Source organism: Streptomyces sp. NPDC093149 (assembly GCF_044754145.1).
Taxonomy (GTDB): Bacteria; Actinomycetota; Actinomycetes; order Streptomycetales; family Streptomycetaceae; genus Streptomyces.
The window spans coordinates 183,072-198,322 of sequence record NZ_JBIVON010000001.1; the positions used below are offsets into that span (position 1 = coordinate 183,072).

General features: G+C 72.3%; 15 protein-coding genes. 4 read left to right on the forward strand and 11 right to left on the reverse strand.

What is annotated here, in order from left to right; translation table 11 throughout:
• Window positions 1-108: 108 nt before the first annotated feature.
• Window positions 109-714, forward strand: coding sequence for a Uma2 family endonuclease (locus tag ACIQCZ_RS00955; RefSeq protein WP_402278469.1), 606 nt, complete (start codon window positions 109-111; stop codon window positions 712-714).
• Between the two features lie 68 nt (window positions 715-782).
• On the opposite strand, the gene ACIQCZ_RS00960 is transcribed toward ACIQCZ_RS00955, so the two are convergent.
• The 3 genes from ACIQCZ_RS00960 to ACIQCZ_RS00970 all read right to left on the reverse strand — a co-directional run bounded on the left by ACIQCZ_RS00960 (window position 783) and on the right by ACIQCZ_RS00970 (window position 4,412).
• A complete protein-coding gene (locus ACIQCZ_RS00960; protein ID WP_402278471.1) occupies window positions 783-2,369 on the reverse strand; it encodes a PTS transporter subunit EIIC in 1,587 nt (528 codons plus the stop codon).
• 48 nt (window positions 2,370-2,417) lie between these two features.
• On the reverse strand, window positions 2,418-3,386 hold the full coding sequence (gene murQ, locus ACIQCZ_RS00965; RefSeq protein ID WP_402278473.1) for an N-acetylmuramic acid 6-phosphate etherase: 969 nt from the start codon (window positions 3,384-3,386) through the stop codon (window positions 2,418-2,420).
• Window positions 3,387-3,494: 108 nt separating this feature from the next.
• Entirely contained in the window at window positions 3,495-4,412 is a 918-nt protein-coding gene (locus ACIQCZ_RS00970) for a MurR/RpiR family transcriptional regulator (protein ID WP_351075215.1), read from the reverse strand.
• A 219-nt stretch (window positions 4,413-4,631) separates the two neighbouring features.
• On the opposite strand from ACIQCZ_RS00970, the gene ACIQCZ_RS00975 reads away from it, so the two are divergent.
• Complete coding sequence (locus ACIQCZ_RS00975; protein WP_376221814.1) at window positions 4,632-5,000, forward strand: hypothetical protein; 369 nt, start codon at window positions 4,632-4,634, stop codon at window positions 4,998-5,000.
• A complete protein-coding gene (locus ACIQCZ_RS00980; protein WP_402278476.1) occupies window positions 4,997-5,320 on the forward strand; it encodes a DUF4031 domain-containing protein in 324 nt (107 codons plus the stop codon). The genes ACIQCZ_RS00975 and ACIQCZ_RS00980 overlap by 4 nt, the downstream gene beginning before the upstream one ends.
• Here the strand turns inward: ACIQCZ_RS00980 and ACIQCZ_RS00985 are convergent.
• The 3 genes from ACIQCZ_RS00985 to ACIQCZ_RS00995 form a co-directional block, all read right to left on the reverse strand.
• Window positions 5,300-6,526, reverse strand: a complete 1,227-nt coding sequence (locus ACIQCZ_RS00985) for a Cmx/CmrA family chloramphenicol efflux MFS transporter (protein WP_402278478.1) — start codon at window positions 6,524-6,526, stop codon at window positions 5,300-5,302. The two genes, ACIQCZ_RS00980 and ACIQCZ_RS00985, sit on opposite strands and share 21 nt — an antisense overlap.
• A gap of 91 nt (window positions 6,527-6,617) precedes the next feature.
• Window positions 6,618-7,322 carry a hypothetical protein gene (locus ACIQCZ_RS00990; protein ID WP_402278480.1) on the reverse strand — a complete coding sequence of 235 codons (705 nt, stop codon included), beginning with the start codon at window positions 7,320-7,322 and terminating at the stop codon, window positions 6,618-6,620.
• A 355-nt stretch (window positions 7,323-7,677) separates the two neighbouring features.
• A complete protein-coding gene (locus ACIQCZ_RS00995; protein ID WP_402278482.1) occupies window positions 7,678-9,960 on the reverse strand; it encodes a heavy metal translocating P-type ATPase in 2,283 nt (760 codons plus the stop codon).
• Between the two features lie 248 nt (window positions 9,961-10,208).
• Between ACIQCZ_RS00995 and ACIQCZ_RS01000 the strand changes: the two genes are divergently transcribed.
• A complete protein-coding gene (locus ACIQCZ_RS01000; protein ID WP_376561789.1) occupies window positions 10,209-10,898 on the forward strand; it encodes a copper homeostasis protein CutC in 690 nt (229 codons plus the stop codon).
• A 98-nt stretch (window positions 10,899-10,996) separates the two neighbouring features.
• On the opposite strand, the gene ACIQCZ_RS01005 is transcribed toward ACIQCZ_RS01000, so the two are convergent.
• Genes ACIQCZ_RS01005 through ACIQCZ_RS01025 form a run of 5 tightly spaced genes read right to left on the reverse strand, consistent with a single transcriptional unit; the run spans window position 10,997 to window position 15,165 of the window.
• The gene (locus tag ACIQCZ_RS01005; protein WP_402278484.1) at window positions 10,997-11,572 is read right to left on the reverse strand and encodes a hypothetical protein; all 576 of its coding nucleotides are present in this window, start codon (window positions 11,570-11,572) and stop codon (window positions 10,997-10,999) included.
• Window positions 11,569-12,966 (reverse strand): hypothetical protein, encoded by a 1,398-nt coding sequence (locus tag ACIQCZ_RS01010; protein ID WP_402280155.1) that lies wholly within the window; start codon window positions 12,964-12,966, stop codon window positions 11,569-11,571. Before ACIQCZ_RS01010 ends, ACIQCZ_RS01005 begins: the two co-directional genes overlap by 4 nt.
• On the reverse strand, window positions 12,963-13,796 hold the full coding sequence (locus tag ACIQCZ_RS01015) for an ABC transporter ATP-binding protein (protein ID WP_402278486.1): 834 nt from the start codon (window positions 13,794-13,796) through the stop codon (window positions 12,963-12,965). The genes ACIQCZ_RS01010 and ACIQCZ_RS01015 overlap by 4 nt, the downstream gene beginning before the upstream one ends.
• Window positions 13,793-14,611, reverse strand: coding sequence for a zf-HC2 domain-containing protein (locus ACIQCZ_RS01020; RefSeq protein WP_402278488.1), 819 nt, complete (start codon window positions 14,609-14,611; stop codon window positions 13,793-13,795). The genes ACIQCZ_RS01015 and ACIQCZ_RS01020 overlap by 4 nt, the downstream gene beginning before the upstream one ends.
• The gene (locus tag ACIQCZ_RS01025) at window positions 14,608-15,165 is read right to left on the reverse strand and encodes an RNA polymerase sigma factor (protein WP_402278490.1); all 558 of its coding nucleotides are present in this window, start codon (window positions 15,163-15,165) and stop codon (window positions 14,608-14,610) included. Before ACIQCZ_RS01025 ends, ACIQCZ_RS01020 begins: the two co-directional genes overlap by 4 nt.
• Window positions 15,166-15,251: the final 86 nt, after the last annotated feature.

Here is a 15,251-nt window from a genome sequence, read left to right on the forward strand (position 1 = left end):
GGGTTGCTGCGTACGTCACACGATCGTGGGACGCTGATGGGAGCGGCGAACTGCCGCGGAACCGTCGATCTACGCTCCTTTGACAGGCCACAGGAGAAGGGACCCGCGATGACTGCCGCGATGGTCGAGAACGACCAGGCCTCTGAGGGCCGCCCGTGGGACTACCTGCTGCAGACATGGCGTGAACTGGACGTTCCCGAGGGGTGGCGCGCCGAGATCGACGAAGGGCAGATCGTCTTGGTACCTCCGCCTCATGCGCATCACAACGGAATCGCCGCCAAAGTGCAGCGCAGGCTTTACAGAGATCTGCCTGAAGAGCTGGAGATCTATCAGACCCTGGGCGTGCACGTGGCCCCGCTGGACAAGCTCTATGTGCCAGACCTCGTGGTGATGCCGTCGGAGCTCATCGACGGTGCCGATCCCGAGACCAGCGACCCGATGGACGTGTCGGACGCCCTGCTCGTCGTCGAGATCACGTCGAGGGGAAACGCCCGGGAGGACCGGACGAAGAAGTACCGCGCCTATGCGCGTGCGGGTGTGCCGATGTACCTGTTGATCGACCGCTTCGACACCCGTGGGGCGATGGCCACGCTGTTCACGGAACCGAATGAGGACGGAACGTACAAGCAGTCCGATCCGGTGCCGTTCGGGAAGCCCCTCACGTTGCCGGAGCCGTTCGGTACGACGCTGCTCACGGGGGACTTCCCGGTCTGAGGAGCCGTGGACGCCGATGAGGGGTGGTACCCGCGCTGCGGGTACCACCCCTCATCGGCGTATCCGGGTCAGACCCCGGCCGGTTCCTTCGCCGGGGTGTCGGGGCCGGGAGCCGGTGACGTCGGGCCGTCCGTCGCCGTGACCGCGGAGGCCGCCGGTTCCCGGGAGACGTTGAACTCCGTCAGCAGGTCCTTGCCGAAGCCGAAGAAGTACGTCGCGAGGAACCCGGCGAGGTAGCCGACCAGCAGGCCCCCCGCGTAGATCGCGATCGTGGTGCCGAGGCCGCGGTTGCCGTCGAGGAGGGGGAACAGCGCCCAGCCGGACGGGCCGATGGCCGTGGAGCCGACCTTGTCGCCGAGCTGGTTGAACAGCCCGATGAAGCCGCCACCGAACGCACCGCCCACGCAGGCCGTGATGAACGGGCGGCCCAGCGGGAGGCTGACACCGTAGATCAGCGGTTCGCCGACGCCCAGCAGACCGGCCGGGAGCGCGGACCTGATCGTCCGGCGGATCGACTCGTTGCGGGGGAGGCGGAAGTAGACCGCCACGGCCGCGCCGACCTGGCCGGCGCCCGCCATCGCGAGGATCGGCAGCAGCACGGTGTAGCCCTGCTGCTCGATCAGGGTGGTGTGGATCGGGATGAGCGCCTGGTGCAGGCCCAGCATCACCAGGGGCAGGAAGAGGCCGCCGAGCACGAAGCCCGCGCCCGCGCCGCCGTTGGAGAGCAGCCAGTCGGCGAACGTGCCGATGGCGGTGGAGACCTCACCGGCCACGTACATCAGGCCGAAGATCGTCACCAGGCCGGAGACCAGCACCGTGAGCGTAGGGGTGACCAGGACGTCCAGCGCCTCCGGTACCCAGCGGCGGCACCACTTCTCCACGTACACCGCGAGCACCGCCGCACCGAGTGCGCCCAGCACACCGCCCTGGCCGGGGGAGAGCTTCTGGCCGAACGCCTCGATGTTCGCCACGCCCGGGAAGACGATGATCGCGGCGACCGCACCGCCCAGGATCGGCGTACCGCCGAACTCCTTCGCCGTGTTGAAGCCGACGAAGACGGCGATCAGCGCCATGAAGCCGGACGCCATCGCGGCGAGGGCGGGCGTGACCGAGGTCAGCCAACCCAGGTTCACCAGCAGGCCGTTGAGACCGGCGATGATGCCGCAGCCGATGAGCGCCGGGATCAGCGGCACGAAGATGTTCGCGATCCTGCGCAGGAAGAGCTTGAACGGGGTGGCGTTCTTCGCCTTCCGTGCCGCTCTCATCGCGGCGCCCTGGGCAGCCAGTTCGTCCGCGGAAGCCGAAGCGGAAGCCGAAGCGGAAGCGGAGGTGGATGCGGGGTTTTCGGGGTGGGCGGCGGTTTCGGTCGCGGCCGGTTCCGGTGCGGCCTCCCTGCCCTCCTCCACCAGTTGCTCGAACTCCGGCGTGACCCGGGCGACGGTGCCCGGCCCGAGGACGATCTGGTACGTGTCGTCCTCGACCACGCCCATGACGGCGGGTATCGCCTTCAGGGCCTCGTCGTCGACGAGCGAGCGGTCGCGCAGACCCAGCCGGAGCCGGGTCATGCAGTGGGCGATGGAGCTGACGTTCGCGGCGCCACCGACGAGCGGAAGGATCGCGGCGGCGGTGGCGCGGTTCTTGTCTTCTGTTGCCATGGTGCGTGGTGCCTTGCTGTGCGGGGGTGCTGGGGTGGAGCCGGTGGGTCAGGTCGTGGTGCGGGGGGCGGCGGCGAGGGCGGCGCGGAGATGGCCGTCGGCCGCGGTCAGCAGGGTGGCGGCGGTGGGGCCGTCGACCTGGCCGAGGATGGTGAGGATGGCGTTCTTCACCTCGCCGTCGGTCGCGGCGAGAGCGGCCTCGATCTCCTCGTCGGACGCCCCGGTGGCGAGCGAGACGATCCGGCGGGAGCGGGCGTGCAGCTTCTCGTTGGAGGCGCGGACGTCGACCATCAGGTTCCCGTACGTCTTGCCGAGCCGGATCATCGTGATCGTCGAGAGCATGTTGAGGACGAGCTTCTGGGCCGTACCCGCCTTGAGCCGGGTGGAGCCGGTGAGCAGCTCCGGGCCGACGACGACCTCGATGCCGTGCTCGGCCGCGGCGCCCAGTGCGGAGCCCGCGTTGCAGGACAGCCCGATGGTGAGCGCGCCCTTGGCACGGGCGTGCTCGACGGCCCCGATCGCGTACGGCGTCCGGCCGGAGGCGGAGATGCCGACCACGGTGTCGTCGGCGGTGAGATCCAGGGCGTCGAGGTCGGCGGCGGCCAGCTCCTTGCTGTCCTCGGCGCCCTCGACGGCCTTGACCATGGCGGACGGGCCGCCGGCGATCAGGCCGACGACCTCCGAGGGGTCGGTGTTGAAGGTGGGCGGGCACTCGCTGGCGTCGAGCACGCCGAGCCGGCCCGCGGTGCCGGCGCCCGCGTAGATCAGCCGCCCGCCGCGGGCCATGCGCTCCGCGGTGCCGTCGATCGCGGCGGCTATCTCGGGGAGCCGGGCGCCGACGGCGGTCGGGACGGACCGGTCCTCGCCGTTCATGATCCGGGCGATCTCAAGCGTGTCGAGACGGTCGATCTCGGCGAGCTCGGGCCGGAACGCCTCGGTGGTGAGCGTTTCGAGCTGGGCGCGCAGCTCCCCGTATCCGTCGGGGGAACTGGTGTCGGCGTCGGTGGTGGAGGTCATGGAGAGCAGCTCTGCTTTCTCGATCTCGTACGGTTCAGCGGGTGCGGGTGCGGGTGCGGGTGCGGGTGCGGATGCAGTGCGGTGCGGTCGGTTCGATGCGCTCCGGGGTCAGCGGGGGCGCGGGGTGTGGCGGTGGGCCAGCGCCTCGTAGGAGGCGGCGAGCGCCGGTGCGGCCGTTTCGTACGTGCGCTGCGCGACGCCTATGAACAGGCAGTCGACGACGAGAAGCTGGCTCGTACGGCTCGACATGGCGGCGGGCCGCAGCTCGCTCTCCCGGGCGGTGGACGTGGTCAGCACGTGGTCGGCGTACTGCGTCACCGGGCCGTCGGGGCGGCCGGTGATCGCGATCGTCGTGGCACCGCGGTCGAACGCGACCCGTAGCGGCTCGATGACATCGACGGTGGAGCCGGAGTGCGTGATCGCGATGGCCACATCGCCGGAGCGGAGCTGTACGGCGTTGGTCACCGCGAGGTGCGGGTCCGTGTGGGAGTGGGCGATGAGTCCGATACGGGCCAGCTTCTGCGCCAGGTCCTGGCCGACGAGGGAGGAGGCGCCCACACCGTAGATGTCGATGCGCCGGGCGGTGGCGGCGGCGGCCACGGCGGCACCGAGCTGGACGGTGTCGAGCCCCGCGGCCGTGTCGGCGAGGGTCTGCTGTTCGTCGTAGGCCAGCTTGGCGACCACGTCGGCGATCGGGTCGTCGACCGCTATGTCGGCGGTGACGGAGGGAGCCCGGCCCGACTGCTGGTGCGCGGCGAGCCCGGCAAGGGCGAGGCGCAGATCGCGATAGCCGGGATAGCCGAGGAGACGGGCCGTACGGACCACGGTCGCCTCGCTGGTGCCGGTGAGCTCGGCGAGACCGGTGACCGTGAGGGCGGCGCAGCCTGCGGGGTCACCGGCGACGGCCTCGGCGACGCGCTGCATGGAGCGGGTCATGGACGGCGCGAGCGTGCGCACCTTGGCCGCGAGAGCCGCCGGGGCGGGCGGTGAATCAGCGCTGAAACTTTCCTTCAGGTCATGGGTCACATTTGAAAGATATTTTCAACCCGGTTGCCCGTCAAGCCCCCTTTGGTCCCTGTCTCTGACGGACCTGTCCGGCGGTGCCGCCGACGACCCTTCCGCCCGCACTTCCGCCCGCACTTCCGGCAGTGCTTCCGGTCGCGCCGGCCACAGCGCCTCCGACAGCGCGGAAGCGGCGGGGGCGGGCGCGAGAAGCGGGTTCGCGGGCGGGGTGACAATGGGCCCATGGAGATGAATCCCCTGGAACAGGCGTTGCACACGGCCCGAGCGCTGGTCATGGCCGATCTCGCCGCAGGTGACGTCGCCGAGGCCGGGATCGTCTCGCTGGTCGAGGACGCGGTGACGCACCGCCGGTGGTGGGTCGAACAGTGGCCCGACGGCGCCTCGTTCGTCGTCGGCCTCGTGGCTCAGGACGTGCAGGACGCCTTGCTCGAACGGTACGGGCGGTGGCCGCTCTGCCCGGTCTGCGACGCGGGCGACCCGCATGCCCTGGACGTCGAACCGGAACTGGGCCCGGACCCGCACTGGGTGTGCACCAAGGCCGCGGTCGCCGTCGCCCCGGTCGGTTCGCTGGGCGGGATACTGCGGCGGTGACGGTCTACATCGACCCGCCGGACTGGCCGGGGCACGGACGGCTCTGGTCGCACCTGGTCAGCGACGTGTCCTTCGAGGAGCTGCACGCCTTCGCGGCATCCATCGGCTGCCCGCCGCGCGCCTTCGAGCGGGACCACTACGACGTACCGGAATCGCGGTACGCGGACGCCGTGCGGGCCGGGGCCCGGCAGATCGGCTCGAAGGAACTCGTCCGCCGGATCACGGAGGCCGGGCTCCGGCGGCCCAAGGGGCGCCCGGCGCCCGGCCGCGCTCCGGCACCGGACCCGGTCGATCAGCCGTCAGCCCGCGGCCTCCGCTGAGATCTCCGCAGCCGCACCGGACGACGCCGCGGCCGGCGACCCGGTCACCCGTCGCGACCTGCCTCCGCCGTGCAGCCGCAGCGAGAGCAGCACGGCCGCCAGCGCCAGGACCGTCATCGCCGCCCCCGCCCATGCCGTCGCCGCGAAACCGAAGTCCGCGTCGATCACCGTGCCGCCCAGCCAGGGGCCGCCCGTGTTGCCGAGGTTGAACGCGGCCGTCGTCGTCGCACCGGCCAGTGTCGGAGCGGCTCCCGCGACATTGAACATCCGGGCGTTCAGCGCCGGGGCCGTGTAGAACGCCGACACCCCCAGCAGGAACGAGAGCCCGATCGCGGCGACCTGGTTCGACGCGAACAGCGCCAGCGCGACCAGGAAGACCGTCGAGGCCGCGATTCCGCTCATCAGCACCCCGAAGAGATGCGCGTCCGCGACCCGGCCGCCGATCGTCGTACCGACCAGCGCGCCGATCCCGAACAGCGCGAGGACCGTCGGCACCCAGCCCGAGTCCAGCCCGGCGACATCCGTGAGCAGCGGGGCCAGATAACTGAACGCGCAGAAGACACCGCCCGCCGCGAGCGCGGTGATCACGATCGACAGCCAGACCTGCCGGTCCCGGTAGATGCTCATCTCCCGCTTCAGCCGCGGCTTCTGCTCCGGCAGCGGGATCCGCGGAATCAGCGTCGTCACCCCGACCAGTGCCACGGCGGACGCCGCGCCCACGGCCCAGAAGGCCGACCGCCAGCCGAGGTTCTCGCCGAGAAAGGCGCCCAGGGGCACGCCCAGCACATTGGCGATCGACAGTCCGCCGATCATCACGGCCATCGCGCGGGCGCGCGCGTTCACCGGCACCATCGCGATGGCGACCGCGGCCCCCACCGCCCAGAATCCGGCGCAGGCGAAGGCGCTCACGACACGCGAGGCGAAGAGCACCTCGTACGTCGGAGCCAGCGCGCCCGCGACCTGCCCGAGGCCGAAGACGGAGATCAGGGCGATCAGAGTGGTGCGTCGGGGCAGCCGGAGCGTGGCCACGGCGAGCAGCGGGGCGCCGATCACCATGCCGATCGCGAAGGCGGATATGAGAAGTCCGGCGCGGGGAATGGACACGTTCATGTCGTCGGCGATGGGCGGCAGCAGCCCGGAGAGCATGAACTCGCTGGTACCCAGGGCGAAGACGGAGAGGCCGAGAATGTACACGGCAAGTGGCATGCGTGAGCGGTGAGCGGCAGAGTCGGGCATGACAGCTGCCAACAGCGTTCGGCGGCGTCGCATTCCCGAGACCGCCGCCGTACCGCGTTGCTCAGTGACCGAGCAGTTCCCATTCGGTCAGCAGATTCTGCCGCGCCCGCGACTCCCACCGCTCCGCCCCGTACGGCGTGCGGAACAGCCGCGGTAGTCCGAGCAGCTGGCGCAGCACCGTCGCCCGCCCCTCGCGGAACGCGTCGTCGGGCACGAAGCCGTACTCCTCCCGCACCTGCGCCGCGTATGCCGCGTACTCCTTCGGGGGCGCCGCCAGGATCGCCAGATCCGCGTCGCACAGCACCTCGCCGTCGGTGTCGCCGTCCGCCGGATCGTGCGTGACGGTCAGCCGGACGAGCCGGGCCACCTCGGCCGTGACGTCGGCCGGTACGCCCGCCTCCGGCAGGGCGCGCTCGGCGAGGGCGGCGCTGCGCTCCTCGTTCTCGGACCGGTCGGGACGGTAGACCGCGTCGTGGAACCAGGCGGCGAGGCGCACGGCGTTCGCATCGGCCGCGTGACCGGCGAGCGTGTCGATGCGGTCGAGCACCGCGACCAGGTGCGCGGTGGTGTGGTAGCGCCGCTGCGGCTCGGCCCAGCGCGCCAGCAGATTGTCGGCATACGGCGCCGGATCGGGCCCGGACGTCCCACCCCGCGCCCCGACGAGCGCCTCCCGCCAGCGGTCACGCAGAGCGGCGTCGATACTGCCCGCCTCGGGGCCACTGCTTCCGCTTCCGCTGTTTCCGCTTCCGTGCGAGCTGTCGGTCATGGGACGACCCTAAGGGCTGGCCCGTAACCCCTGGCGGGCTCAGTGCCGTGACCGGGCTCCGGGACACGCCGGGGGACGAGACGATGGCATCACGTGCGCTCGCCCGGCGCGCCCGCGCCGCGGGTCGATCCGGAGCGGGTGCCCGCGCCGGGGCCCGGCCGCGGTACGTACTCGCGAGGACGCACCACCGGACGGGTGCCCGGTGACGCGTCCTCGACGACCATCCGGCGACCGGGGGTTGCCCGGTCGAAGGCGTCGTGCGCGAAACCGCACTCGCGGGCGCGGCACGGGCGGTGCCGGGAACCCGGGTGCGGTTCGTGCGTCCGGGCCGAGGGACGGCCCGGACGCCGCCGTCCTACGCCGCCGCCCTGAACCCGCGCAGCCGCAGCGAGTTGCCGACCACGAAGACCGACGAGAACGCCATCGCGGCGCCCGCGATCATCGGGTTGAGCAGTCCGGCCGCGGCGAGCGGCAGGGCGGCCACGTTGTAGGCGAAGGCCCAGAACAGGTTCGTACGGATGGTGCCCAGCGTCCTGCGCGAGAGGCGGATGGCGTCCGCCGCGGCCCGCAGGTCCCCGCGTACCAGTGTCAGGTCGCCGGCCTCGATCGCGGCGTCCGTCCCCGTACCCATCGCCAGGCCCAGATCGGCCTGGGCGAGGGCCGCAGCGTCGTTGACGCCGTCACCGACCATGGCGACCGAACGGCCCTGGGACTGGAGTTCCTTGACGACGTCGACCTTGTCCTCCGGCATGACCTCCGCGTACACCTTCTCGATCCCGACCTCGGCCGCGACCGCCTCGGCCACCGCCCGGTTGTCACCGGTGAGCAGGATCGGGGTCAGCCCCAGGGCCCGCAGCCGCCGAACGGCCTCCGCGCTGGTGTCCTTCACCGCGTCGGCGACTTCGAGGACCGCCCGTGCCTCGCCGTCCCAGGCGACCGCGATGGCCGTCCGGCCGGCTGCCTCCGCCGCGGCCTTGTGCCGGGCCAGCTCCACCGGCAGGTGGATCTCCCACTCGGCCAGCAGCTGCTCACGGCCGACGAGGACGGCGTGCCCCTCGACGACACCCTGGACGCCGAGCCCCGCGATGTTGGCGAAGTCCTCGGGGGTGGGCAGGGCGGCTCCGGTGCGCTCGGCGGCTCCGGCGGCGACGGCCTGGGCGATGGGGTGCTCCGAGGAGTGCTCCAGGGCGCCCGCGAGCCGCAGCACATCGCGCTCGTCCGTACCGTCCGCCGTGTGCACGTCCAGCAGGGTCATCCGGCCGGTGGTGACGGTGCCGGTCTTGTCGAGGACGATCGTGTCGACGCGGCGGGTGGTCTCCAGGACCTCCGGGCCCTTGATCAGGATGCCGAGCTGGGCGCCGCGCCCGGTGCCGACCATGAGGGCGGTGGGAGTGGCGAGGCCCAGGGCGCAGGGGCAGGCGATGATCAGTACGGCGACGGCGGCGGTGAACGCGGCGGTCAGGCCCGCGCCATTGCCGAGCCAGAAGCCGAGCGTGCCGAGCGCGAGGGCGATGACGACGGGGACGAAGACGGCCGATATCCGGTCCGCGAGACGCTGGGCCGCCGCCTTGCCGTTCTGCGCGTCCTCGACGAGCTTCGCCATCCGGGCCAGCTGGGTGTCGGCGCCGATCCGGGTGGCCTCGACGACGAGCCGGCCGCCCGCGTTGAGCGTGGCGCCGGTGACGGAGTCGCCGACGGAGACCTCCACCGGAACGGACTCACCGGTGAGCATCGACGCGTCCACGGCCGACGCGCCCTCCACGACGGTCCCGTCGGTGGCGATCTTCTCGCCGGGCCGGACCAGGAACCGGTCCCCGACCTGGAGGTCGGCGGTCGGCACGGTCACCTCACGGCCGCCGCGCAGTACGGTGACCTCCTTGGCGCCGAGCTCCAGCAGCGCCTTGAGGGCGGCGCCCGCCTTCCGCTTGGAGCGGGCCTCGAAGTAGCGCCCGGCCAGGATGAAGGCGGTGACGCCGGCGGCGGCCTCCAGGTAGATGTTGCCCGCGCCGTCGCTCCGGCCGATGGTCAGCTCGAAGGGGTGCGTCATGCCGGTCATCCCGGCGGTGCCGAAGAACAGTGCCCACAGCGACCACAGGAACGCGGCCGAGGTGCCGACCGAGATCAGGGTGTCCATCGTCGCCGCGCCGTGCCGGGCGTTGGTGAACGCGGCCTTGTGGAACGGCCATGCGGCGTACGTGACGACGGGTGCCGTCAGGGTCAGCGAGAGCCACTGCCAGTAGTCGAACTGGAGCGCCGGGATCATCGACATCGCGATCACCGGCACGGCGAGCGCGACGGCGGTCAGCAGCCGCTGCCGCAGGGGCCGCAGCTCGTCGGCCTCCGCGGCCTCGGGGGCGTCGTGCTCGGTCCGTACCGGGGGAGCGGGCTCGTGCGCGGTGTAGCCGGTCTTCTCGACGGTGGCGATCAGGTCCTGTATGGAGACGTCCTCGCCCCGGTAGCTGACCTTGGCCTTCTCGGTGGCGTAATTGACGGTGGCCTCGACGCCGTCCATCCGGTTGAGCTTCTTCTCGATGCGGGCCGCGCAGGAGGCGCACGTCATGCCGCCGATCGCGAGCTCGATCTCTGCGGTGGTGCCGGTGGCTGTGCCGGAGCCGGTTGTGGCGGTGTGCGCGGACACGATGTCCTCCCTGGCGGAGACTTCATACCCCTAGGGGGTATGCATTGCATGTTCAGGTATACCCCCCTCCCCTATAAAGCGCAAGGGTGGATCTGCGGCCGGGGTCCGGAGTGTCCGCGCCCGGCGCTCCAGGATGCGTCTGACCTCACGTATCTTCACGTCGGATTGAGGCTGCGTCCTTGGCCGGCCGACCCGTAGGCTGGCCATTGGACTAGACCTATTGCCGCTTCCTGGAGGATTGGGATCCCATGAGCAACCGTGCAGTCCTGGAGGTGATCGCTCTCGACGCGGGGGACGCGGTCGCTGCCCAGGCGGGTGGTGCGGACCGCCTTGAGCTGGTCACCGACATGGCGGCGGACGGCCTGACCCCGTCCTGTGCGACCTTCGCGGAGATCCGGGCGGCGGTGGACATTCCGCTGCGGGTGATGCTCAGGGTGGCGGACGGCTTCGCGGCCGGCGACATCGATGTGCTCGTGGGCAAGGCGCGCGAACTGCGTGCGGAGGGCGCCGAGGAGTTCGTCCTGGGCTTCCTCGACGCCGAAGGGCACCCGGACCTGGTCGCCGTCGAACGGCTCGTCGCCGAGCTGGACGGCTGCCCCTGGACCTTCCATCGCGCGATCGACCGGGCCGCCGACCGCGACGCCCTGCGCAAGCGGCTGGCGGACATGCCGGGCCTCGACACGTACCTCACCGCGGGCTCGCCGAAGGGCGTGGACGACGGCATCCCGACCCTGCTCGCGGAGGCGGCCCGCAAGGGCGAGGCCGGGTACGAGGCCCAGATCCTGGTGGGCGGCGGGCTCCGCCTGGACCACTTGCCCGAGCTGCTGGCCGCGGGCCTCGACGCGGTGCACATCGGCGGCGCGGCCCGCCCGCACGGCTGGTCGGGCCCGGTGGACGCGACGGCGGTACGGGAATGGCGCACGGTGCTCGACGCGTAGTGGGGCGGGGCGGGGGCCGGCCGCCTGCGGCGGGCCCCGGCCGCCGCGTGGTGGGTGCCTGACGCGTGCGCGCGCCGCACGCGATCGCGCCGCGGTCGTCACCGTCCCGGTCCCGCGACGGCGTAGGCCGCGGTCCCGGCGACCGCGAGGACAAGGGCCGTCCAGGTGCCCGCCGCCGTGCCGGGCGGCAGCAGCATCCAGCTCGCCACCTGCATCGGCGCACTCGTCGGGGGCGGGGCGAGGAACGAGAACGAGAGCCAGGCGAACGGCAGCGTCCAGGCGTACTGGCCGCCCGAGAGCGCCGCGCCCAGGGCGGCCAGTCCCATCAGGCCCGCGCTGTCCCGGACGACGAACGCGGTGGTGGCCATGGACTCGCCCATCGCCTGCACCGTCAGCAGCACCGCGCCGACGACCGCCCCGCAGAGCAGCACGTGTGCCGCTCTGCGGGGCACCCAGCGGATCGCGGCCGTCCGGTCCAGCGCGAGGTCCTGCCCGCCGAGCCCGATCGAGGCCGCCATCGCCCCCGCGGCGAGGACGAGCACGGGCAGCCGCGGATCACCGGTCCCCCCGCTGCCGTCCCGGGCGAGTGCCCACACCGCCACCGCGCTGATCACCACCGCGGCGAGCGACGCGGGTATCCGACGCGAGCGCGCGTACAGCGTCAGCCATCTCACCGGGACGCACCGCTGCTCAGCGCCTCGAACGCGTCGCCCTTGCAGGAGAACGCGGCGGCGCGCATCGCGTCGATCCGCGAGAGCTGCTCGGCCCGCGGCAGCGCCTTGAGTTCCTTCCACACCGGGCGGGACTCGGTGCCGACCTCGCGGCGCATGTCCGCCGACAAGGTGCCGGGAAGCGGCCCGAGGTCCCCGAGGACCCAGCCCACCGCGACGGCCTGCGCGAACTGGTCCCTCCCGAAGCTGCTCCAGTCGACGGGGGAGCACCCCGGCACCATGCCTTTGGCGATCAGGGCACGGGTCAGCTCCTCGCCCTTCGCGGCGGCGATGATGTCGTCGTCGAAGTCGAAGAGCACGGTCGTGCGGGACCACTGCGGAGTGGAGCCCGACGGCAGTACGGCGGTGTTCTCCCGGACCGAGACCGGCGCCCGGCTGCCCAGGGCGCCACGCAGCAGGCGCAGCGCCTCCTTGCCCGGACCCGCGAGGTCGGCGAGTCGCGCCCGCTGCGTCTTCGTCACACACACCGGACCGTCGCACACCAGCTCCGCGGCGGCCTCGTCGACGACATACATCCGGCGCGGGTCGGAGGGAAGGACGAGCAGGGCGATCACCGCGCCCGCCAGGACGGGCGTCAGCGCGATCAGCCGGGCGCGCCGGGTCGCGGCGACCAGCAGCGCGAAGCCGGTCGCGGCCATGGCGAGCAACCAGATCGTCTGCCCGACGTGCACGGAGGCGGAGAGCGTGACGGCTGCGTCGCGCACCTCCTGCACCGCCGGTGACAGCAGGGAGACCCGGTTCGGCTCCGTGCTCGGGAGCCCCGTCGTCGTGGTCGTCTCCGTCCGCCCCAACGACATATGCATGAGGGCTGTGAACACGAAGGCGCCGACGGCCAGCGCGGGCGGGGTGAGCACGGACGGCAGGGCCCGCGCGGCCCCCATGCCCAGCACGGCCCCCGCGACGAGAGAGAGCGCCCCCACCAGCGAGATCGGCAGCCACCCGAGGTGCGTGTACTCGGTGTCGGCGACCACCTGGACCGCGCCCACGAGGACGAGGAGCGCGAAGGCCGAGGCCAGCGTGACCGCCGTCGTGCCCGCCAGCGCGGCGGCGCGGTGCCGGGCGGGCCGCGGTGTGCTCGTCAGCAGCTCGGACATCTTCGAACGGTGGTCGCGCAGACCCTGCAGCGCCCCGAGCCCCACGGCGAGCGGCCACAGGTAGAACAGCACGGAGCGGGTCCACAGGGCCATGGGCGTCCACTGGGCCGTCCACCGTGCGGTGCCGTTCCACCACGGTCCGGGAATCAGGTACAGGAACGCCAGCGCGCTCGTCAGGATCACCGCGCCGGCCCACGGGGCGACGGACCGCTTCAGCTCGATCTGCAGGATGCGGATGTTCACCATGTGCCCCTTCCCTGCTCGGGGTTGAGCAGCAGCGCCGAGTAGCCGCGCTCCAGCGGACTGTCCCCCACGTGCTCGGGGCCGCCCATCGAGGCCAGCTCGTCCGGAGGGCCCTGGAAGACCAGCCGTCCCTCGGCGAAGACCACCACGTCGGTGCAGGCGGCGGCGACGTCCTCCACCAGATGGGTCGAGACGAGCACGCAGGTGTCCGTACCCAACTCCTGCAGCAGCTCACGGAAGCGCAGCCGCTGCACCGGGTCCAGGCCGACCGTCGGCTCGTCCAGCAGCAGGATCGCCGGGTCGTTGACGATGGCCTGGGCGATGCCGACCCTGCGCACCATGCCGCCCGACAGGGCCTTCATCCTCTCGTCGGCGCGGTCCGCCAGACCCACCCTCTCCACGGCGCGCTGCACGGCGGCGGGGATGTCCGCCTTGGGCACCTCCTTCAGCCACGCCATGTACTCGACGAACTCGCGCACCGTGAAGCGCTTGTAGTAGCCGAACTCCTGCGGCAGGTAGCCGATCCGGCGCCGCAGCGCCCGGTGCTCGCGCATGCCGCCCGCGGACTCGCCGAGCAGCTCCAGGCTGCCCTCGGTCGGGCGCAGTACGGTGGCCAGGGTCCGGATGAGGGTGGTCTTGCCCGCCCCGTTGGGGCCGAGGAGGCCGTGTACGCCGGTGCCCAGCGACAGGTCGAGCCCGTCGACGGCCATCCGTTTCCTGCCGACCCCGACCTTCAGCCCGGTGGCCCGGATCTGCCAGGCGTAGGCCGTCGGTGCGATGTCGGCCGCGCTTGCCGCGGACATGATGCGGTGTTCCTTTCCGATGGTCATCGATGGGCTCCCAACACGGAGTACGCGCCCCTGCGTGCGATCACGACAGCGGTACCGAGCGCGAGGACCAGCCCCCACACGGGCAGGCTGCCCGCCTGCAGGGCGACGGCCGTACGGCTGGTGACCAGCGTCGGCGCCACGACCGCGGCGGCCCACACGGCCGCCAGCGCGACAGCGGCGCGGGTCACGCCGACGACGCTGCCGAGCGCCAGGGTCGTCGAGGTGAAGGCCAGACAGGGCAACAGCCACTGCGCGGCCGTCACACCGGTCGCCCATCCGGCCACCAGCAGTGCGGGGACGACCACGGCGAGCACGGACGCGGTGCGCCGCAGCACCAGATACAGTCCCGCCCTCGGCGCGGAGGCCGTCAGCTCGTACGCCGGGTCCAGGCCGCGCGACCACGACGCCGCGACGCCGAGGACGGGCAGGATCGGGGCGAGCAGCAGCACCAGCGACACCTTGCCGAAGCCGGTGTCGGCCAGGTCGAGCAGGAGCGCGAGCAGTGTCACGCTCACGACCATGGCCGACCACGGCACCATCGTGGGCGTCATCCACCTCGACAGCCACGCGGACCAGCGCCGCCTGTGCGGCATCGTGGCGGTGGCGGCCAGCCGGGGTTCGAGGCCGGACCACACGGTGCCGACCAGCGCCGCCACGGCGGGCGCCTCGGCGGTGACGGCGGCCGACAGCCGGTCACGGCACACCCCGCACGCCTGCAGATGGGCCTCCAGGGCCCACACCTCGTCGGCGGCGATGTCCGTGTCGCCGCGTGCGTAACCGCCGATGATCCGCATCGACGCGTGTTCCACGCTCATACCAGCGCCCTCCGCATCGCGATCCGGGCCCGGCGGGCACGGGTCTTGACCGTGCCCTCGGGCAGCCCGAGCAGGACCGAGGTCTCCCGGACGGACAGCCCGTCGAGCACCATGGCCTGCAGTACCTGTCTGAGTTCCGGCGCGAGGCGCCGCAGCGCGTCGCCGACGTCACCGCCGACGGTCGTCGCGAGCGCCTCCTCCTCGGCGGGTGCCGCGTCGGGGAGGGCCGCGGCCGCCGGCGGCTCGGCGTGGTGGGCCCTGCGCCGGAAGGCGTCCACGAGGCGGCGTGCCGCGATCGTCCACAGCCATCCCGCGGCCGTACCGCCCGCCGAGGACCCCGCGAACGCGCCCGCCGCGCGCCACACCGCCAGATACGTCTCCTGCATGACCTCGGCGACGATCTGCTCGTCGGCGCAGCGACGGCGCAGCCGCAACGCCATCCACGGCGCGGTGCGCCGGTACAGCTCCTCGAACGCCGCGCGGTCACCCCTGGCCACCAGCCGGACGAGGCGCTCCTCGTCCAGCGCGCTCGGTGCCTTCCTGACTGATCTCACACCGGCTAGACGCCCGGGCCGGGCCGCAGGTTTTCCCCCGGATGTGATCCCTGCCACATGCGGGAGAGCCCGTGGGCTCCACTCGG

Excerpts from the sequence above, each read along its gene's own strand:
- ACIQCZ_RS00955 (WP_402278469.1), top strand. The coding sequence starts at position 109 with ATGACTGCCGCGATGGTCGAGAACGACCAGGCCTCTGAGGGCCGCCCG.
- ACIQCZ_RS00960 (WP_402278471.1), bottom strand. The coding sequence starts at position 2,369 with ATGGCAACAGAAGACAAGAACCGCGCCACCGCCGCCGCGATCCTTCCG.
- murQ (WP_402278473.1), bottom strand. The coding sequence starts at position 3,386 with ATGACCTCCACCACCGACGCCGACACCAGTTCCCCCGACGGATACGGG.
- ACIQCZ_RS00975 (WP_376221814.1), top strand. The coding sequence starts at position 4,632 with ATGGAGATGAATCCCCTGGAACAGGCGTTGCACACGGCCCGAGCGCTG.
- ACIQCZ_RS00985 (WP_402278478.1), bottom strand. The coding sequence starts at position 6,526 with ATGCCACTTGCCGTGTACATTCTCGGCCTCTCCGTCTTCGCCCTGGGT.
- ACIQCZ_RS00990 (WP_402278480.1), bottom strand. The coding sequence starts at position 7,322 with ATGACCGACAGCTCGCACGGAAGCGGAAACAGCGGAAGCGGAAGCAGT.
- ACIQCZ_RS01000 (WP_376561789.1), top strand. The coding sequence starts at position 10,209 with ATGAGCAACCGTGCAGTCCTGGAGGTGATCGCTCTCGACGCGGGGGAC.
- ACIQCZ_RS01015 (WP_402278486.1), bottom strand. The coding sequence starts at position 13,796 with ATGACCATCGGAAAGGAACACCGCATCATGTCCGCGGCAAGCGCGGCC.
- ACIQCZ_RS01020 (WP_402278488.1), bottom strand. The coding sequence starts at position 14,611 with ATGAGCGTGGAACACGCGTCGATGCGGATCATCGGCGGTTACGCACGC.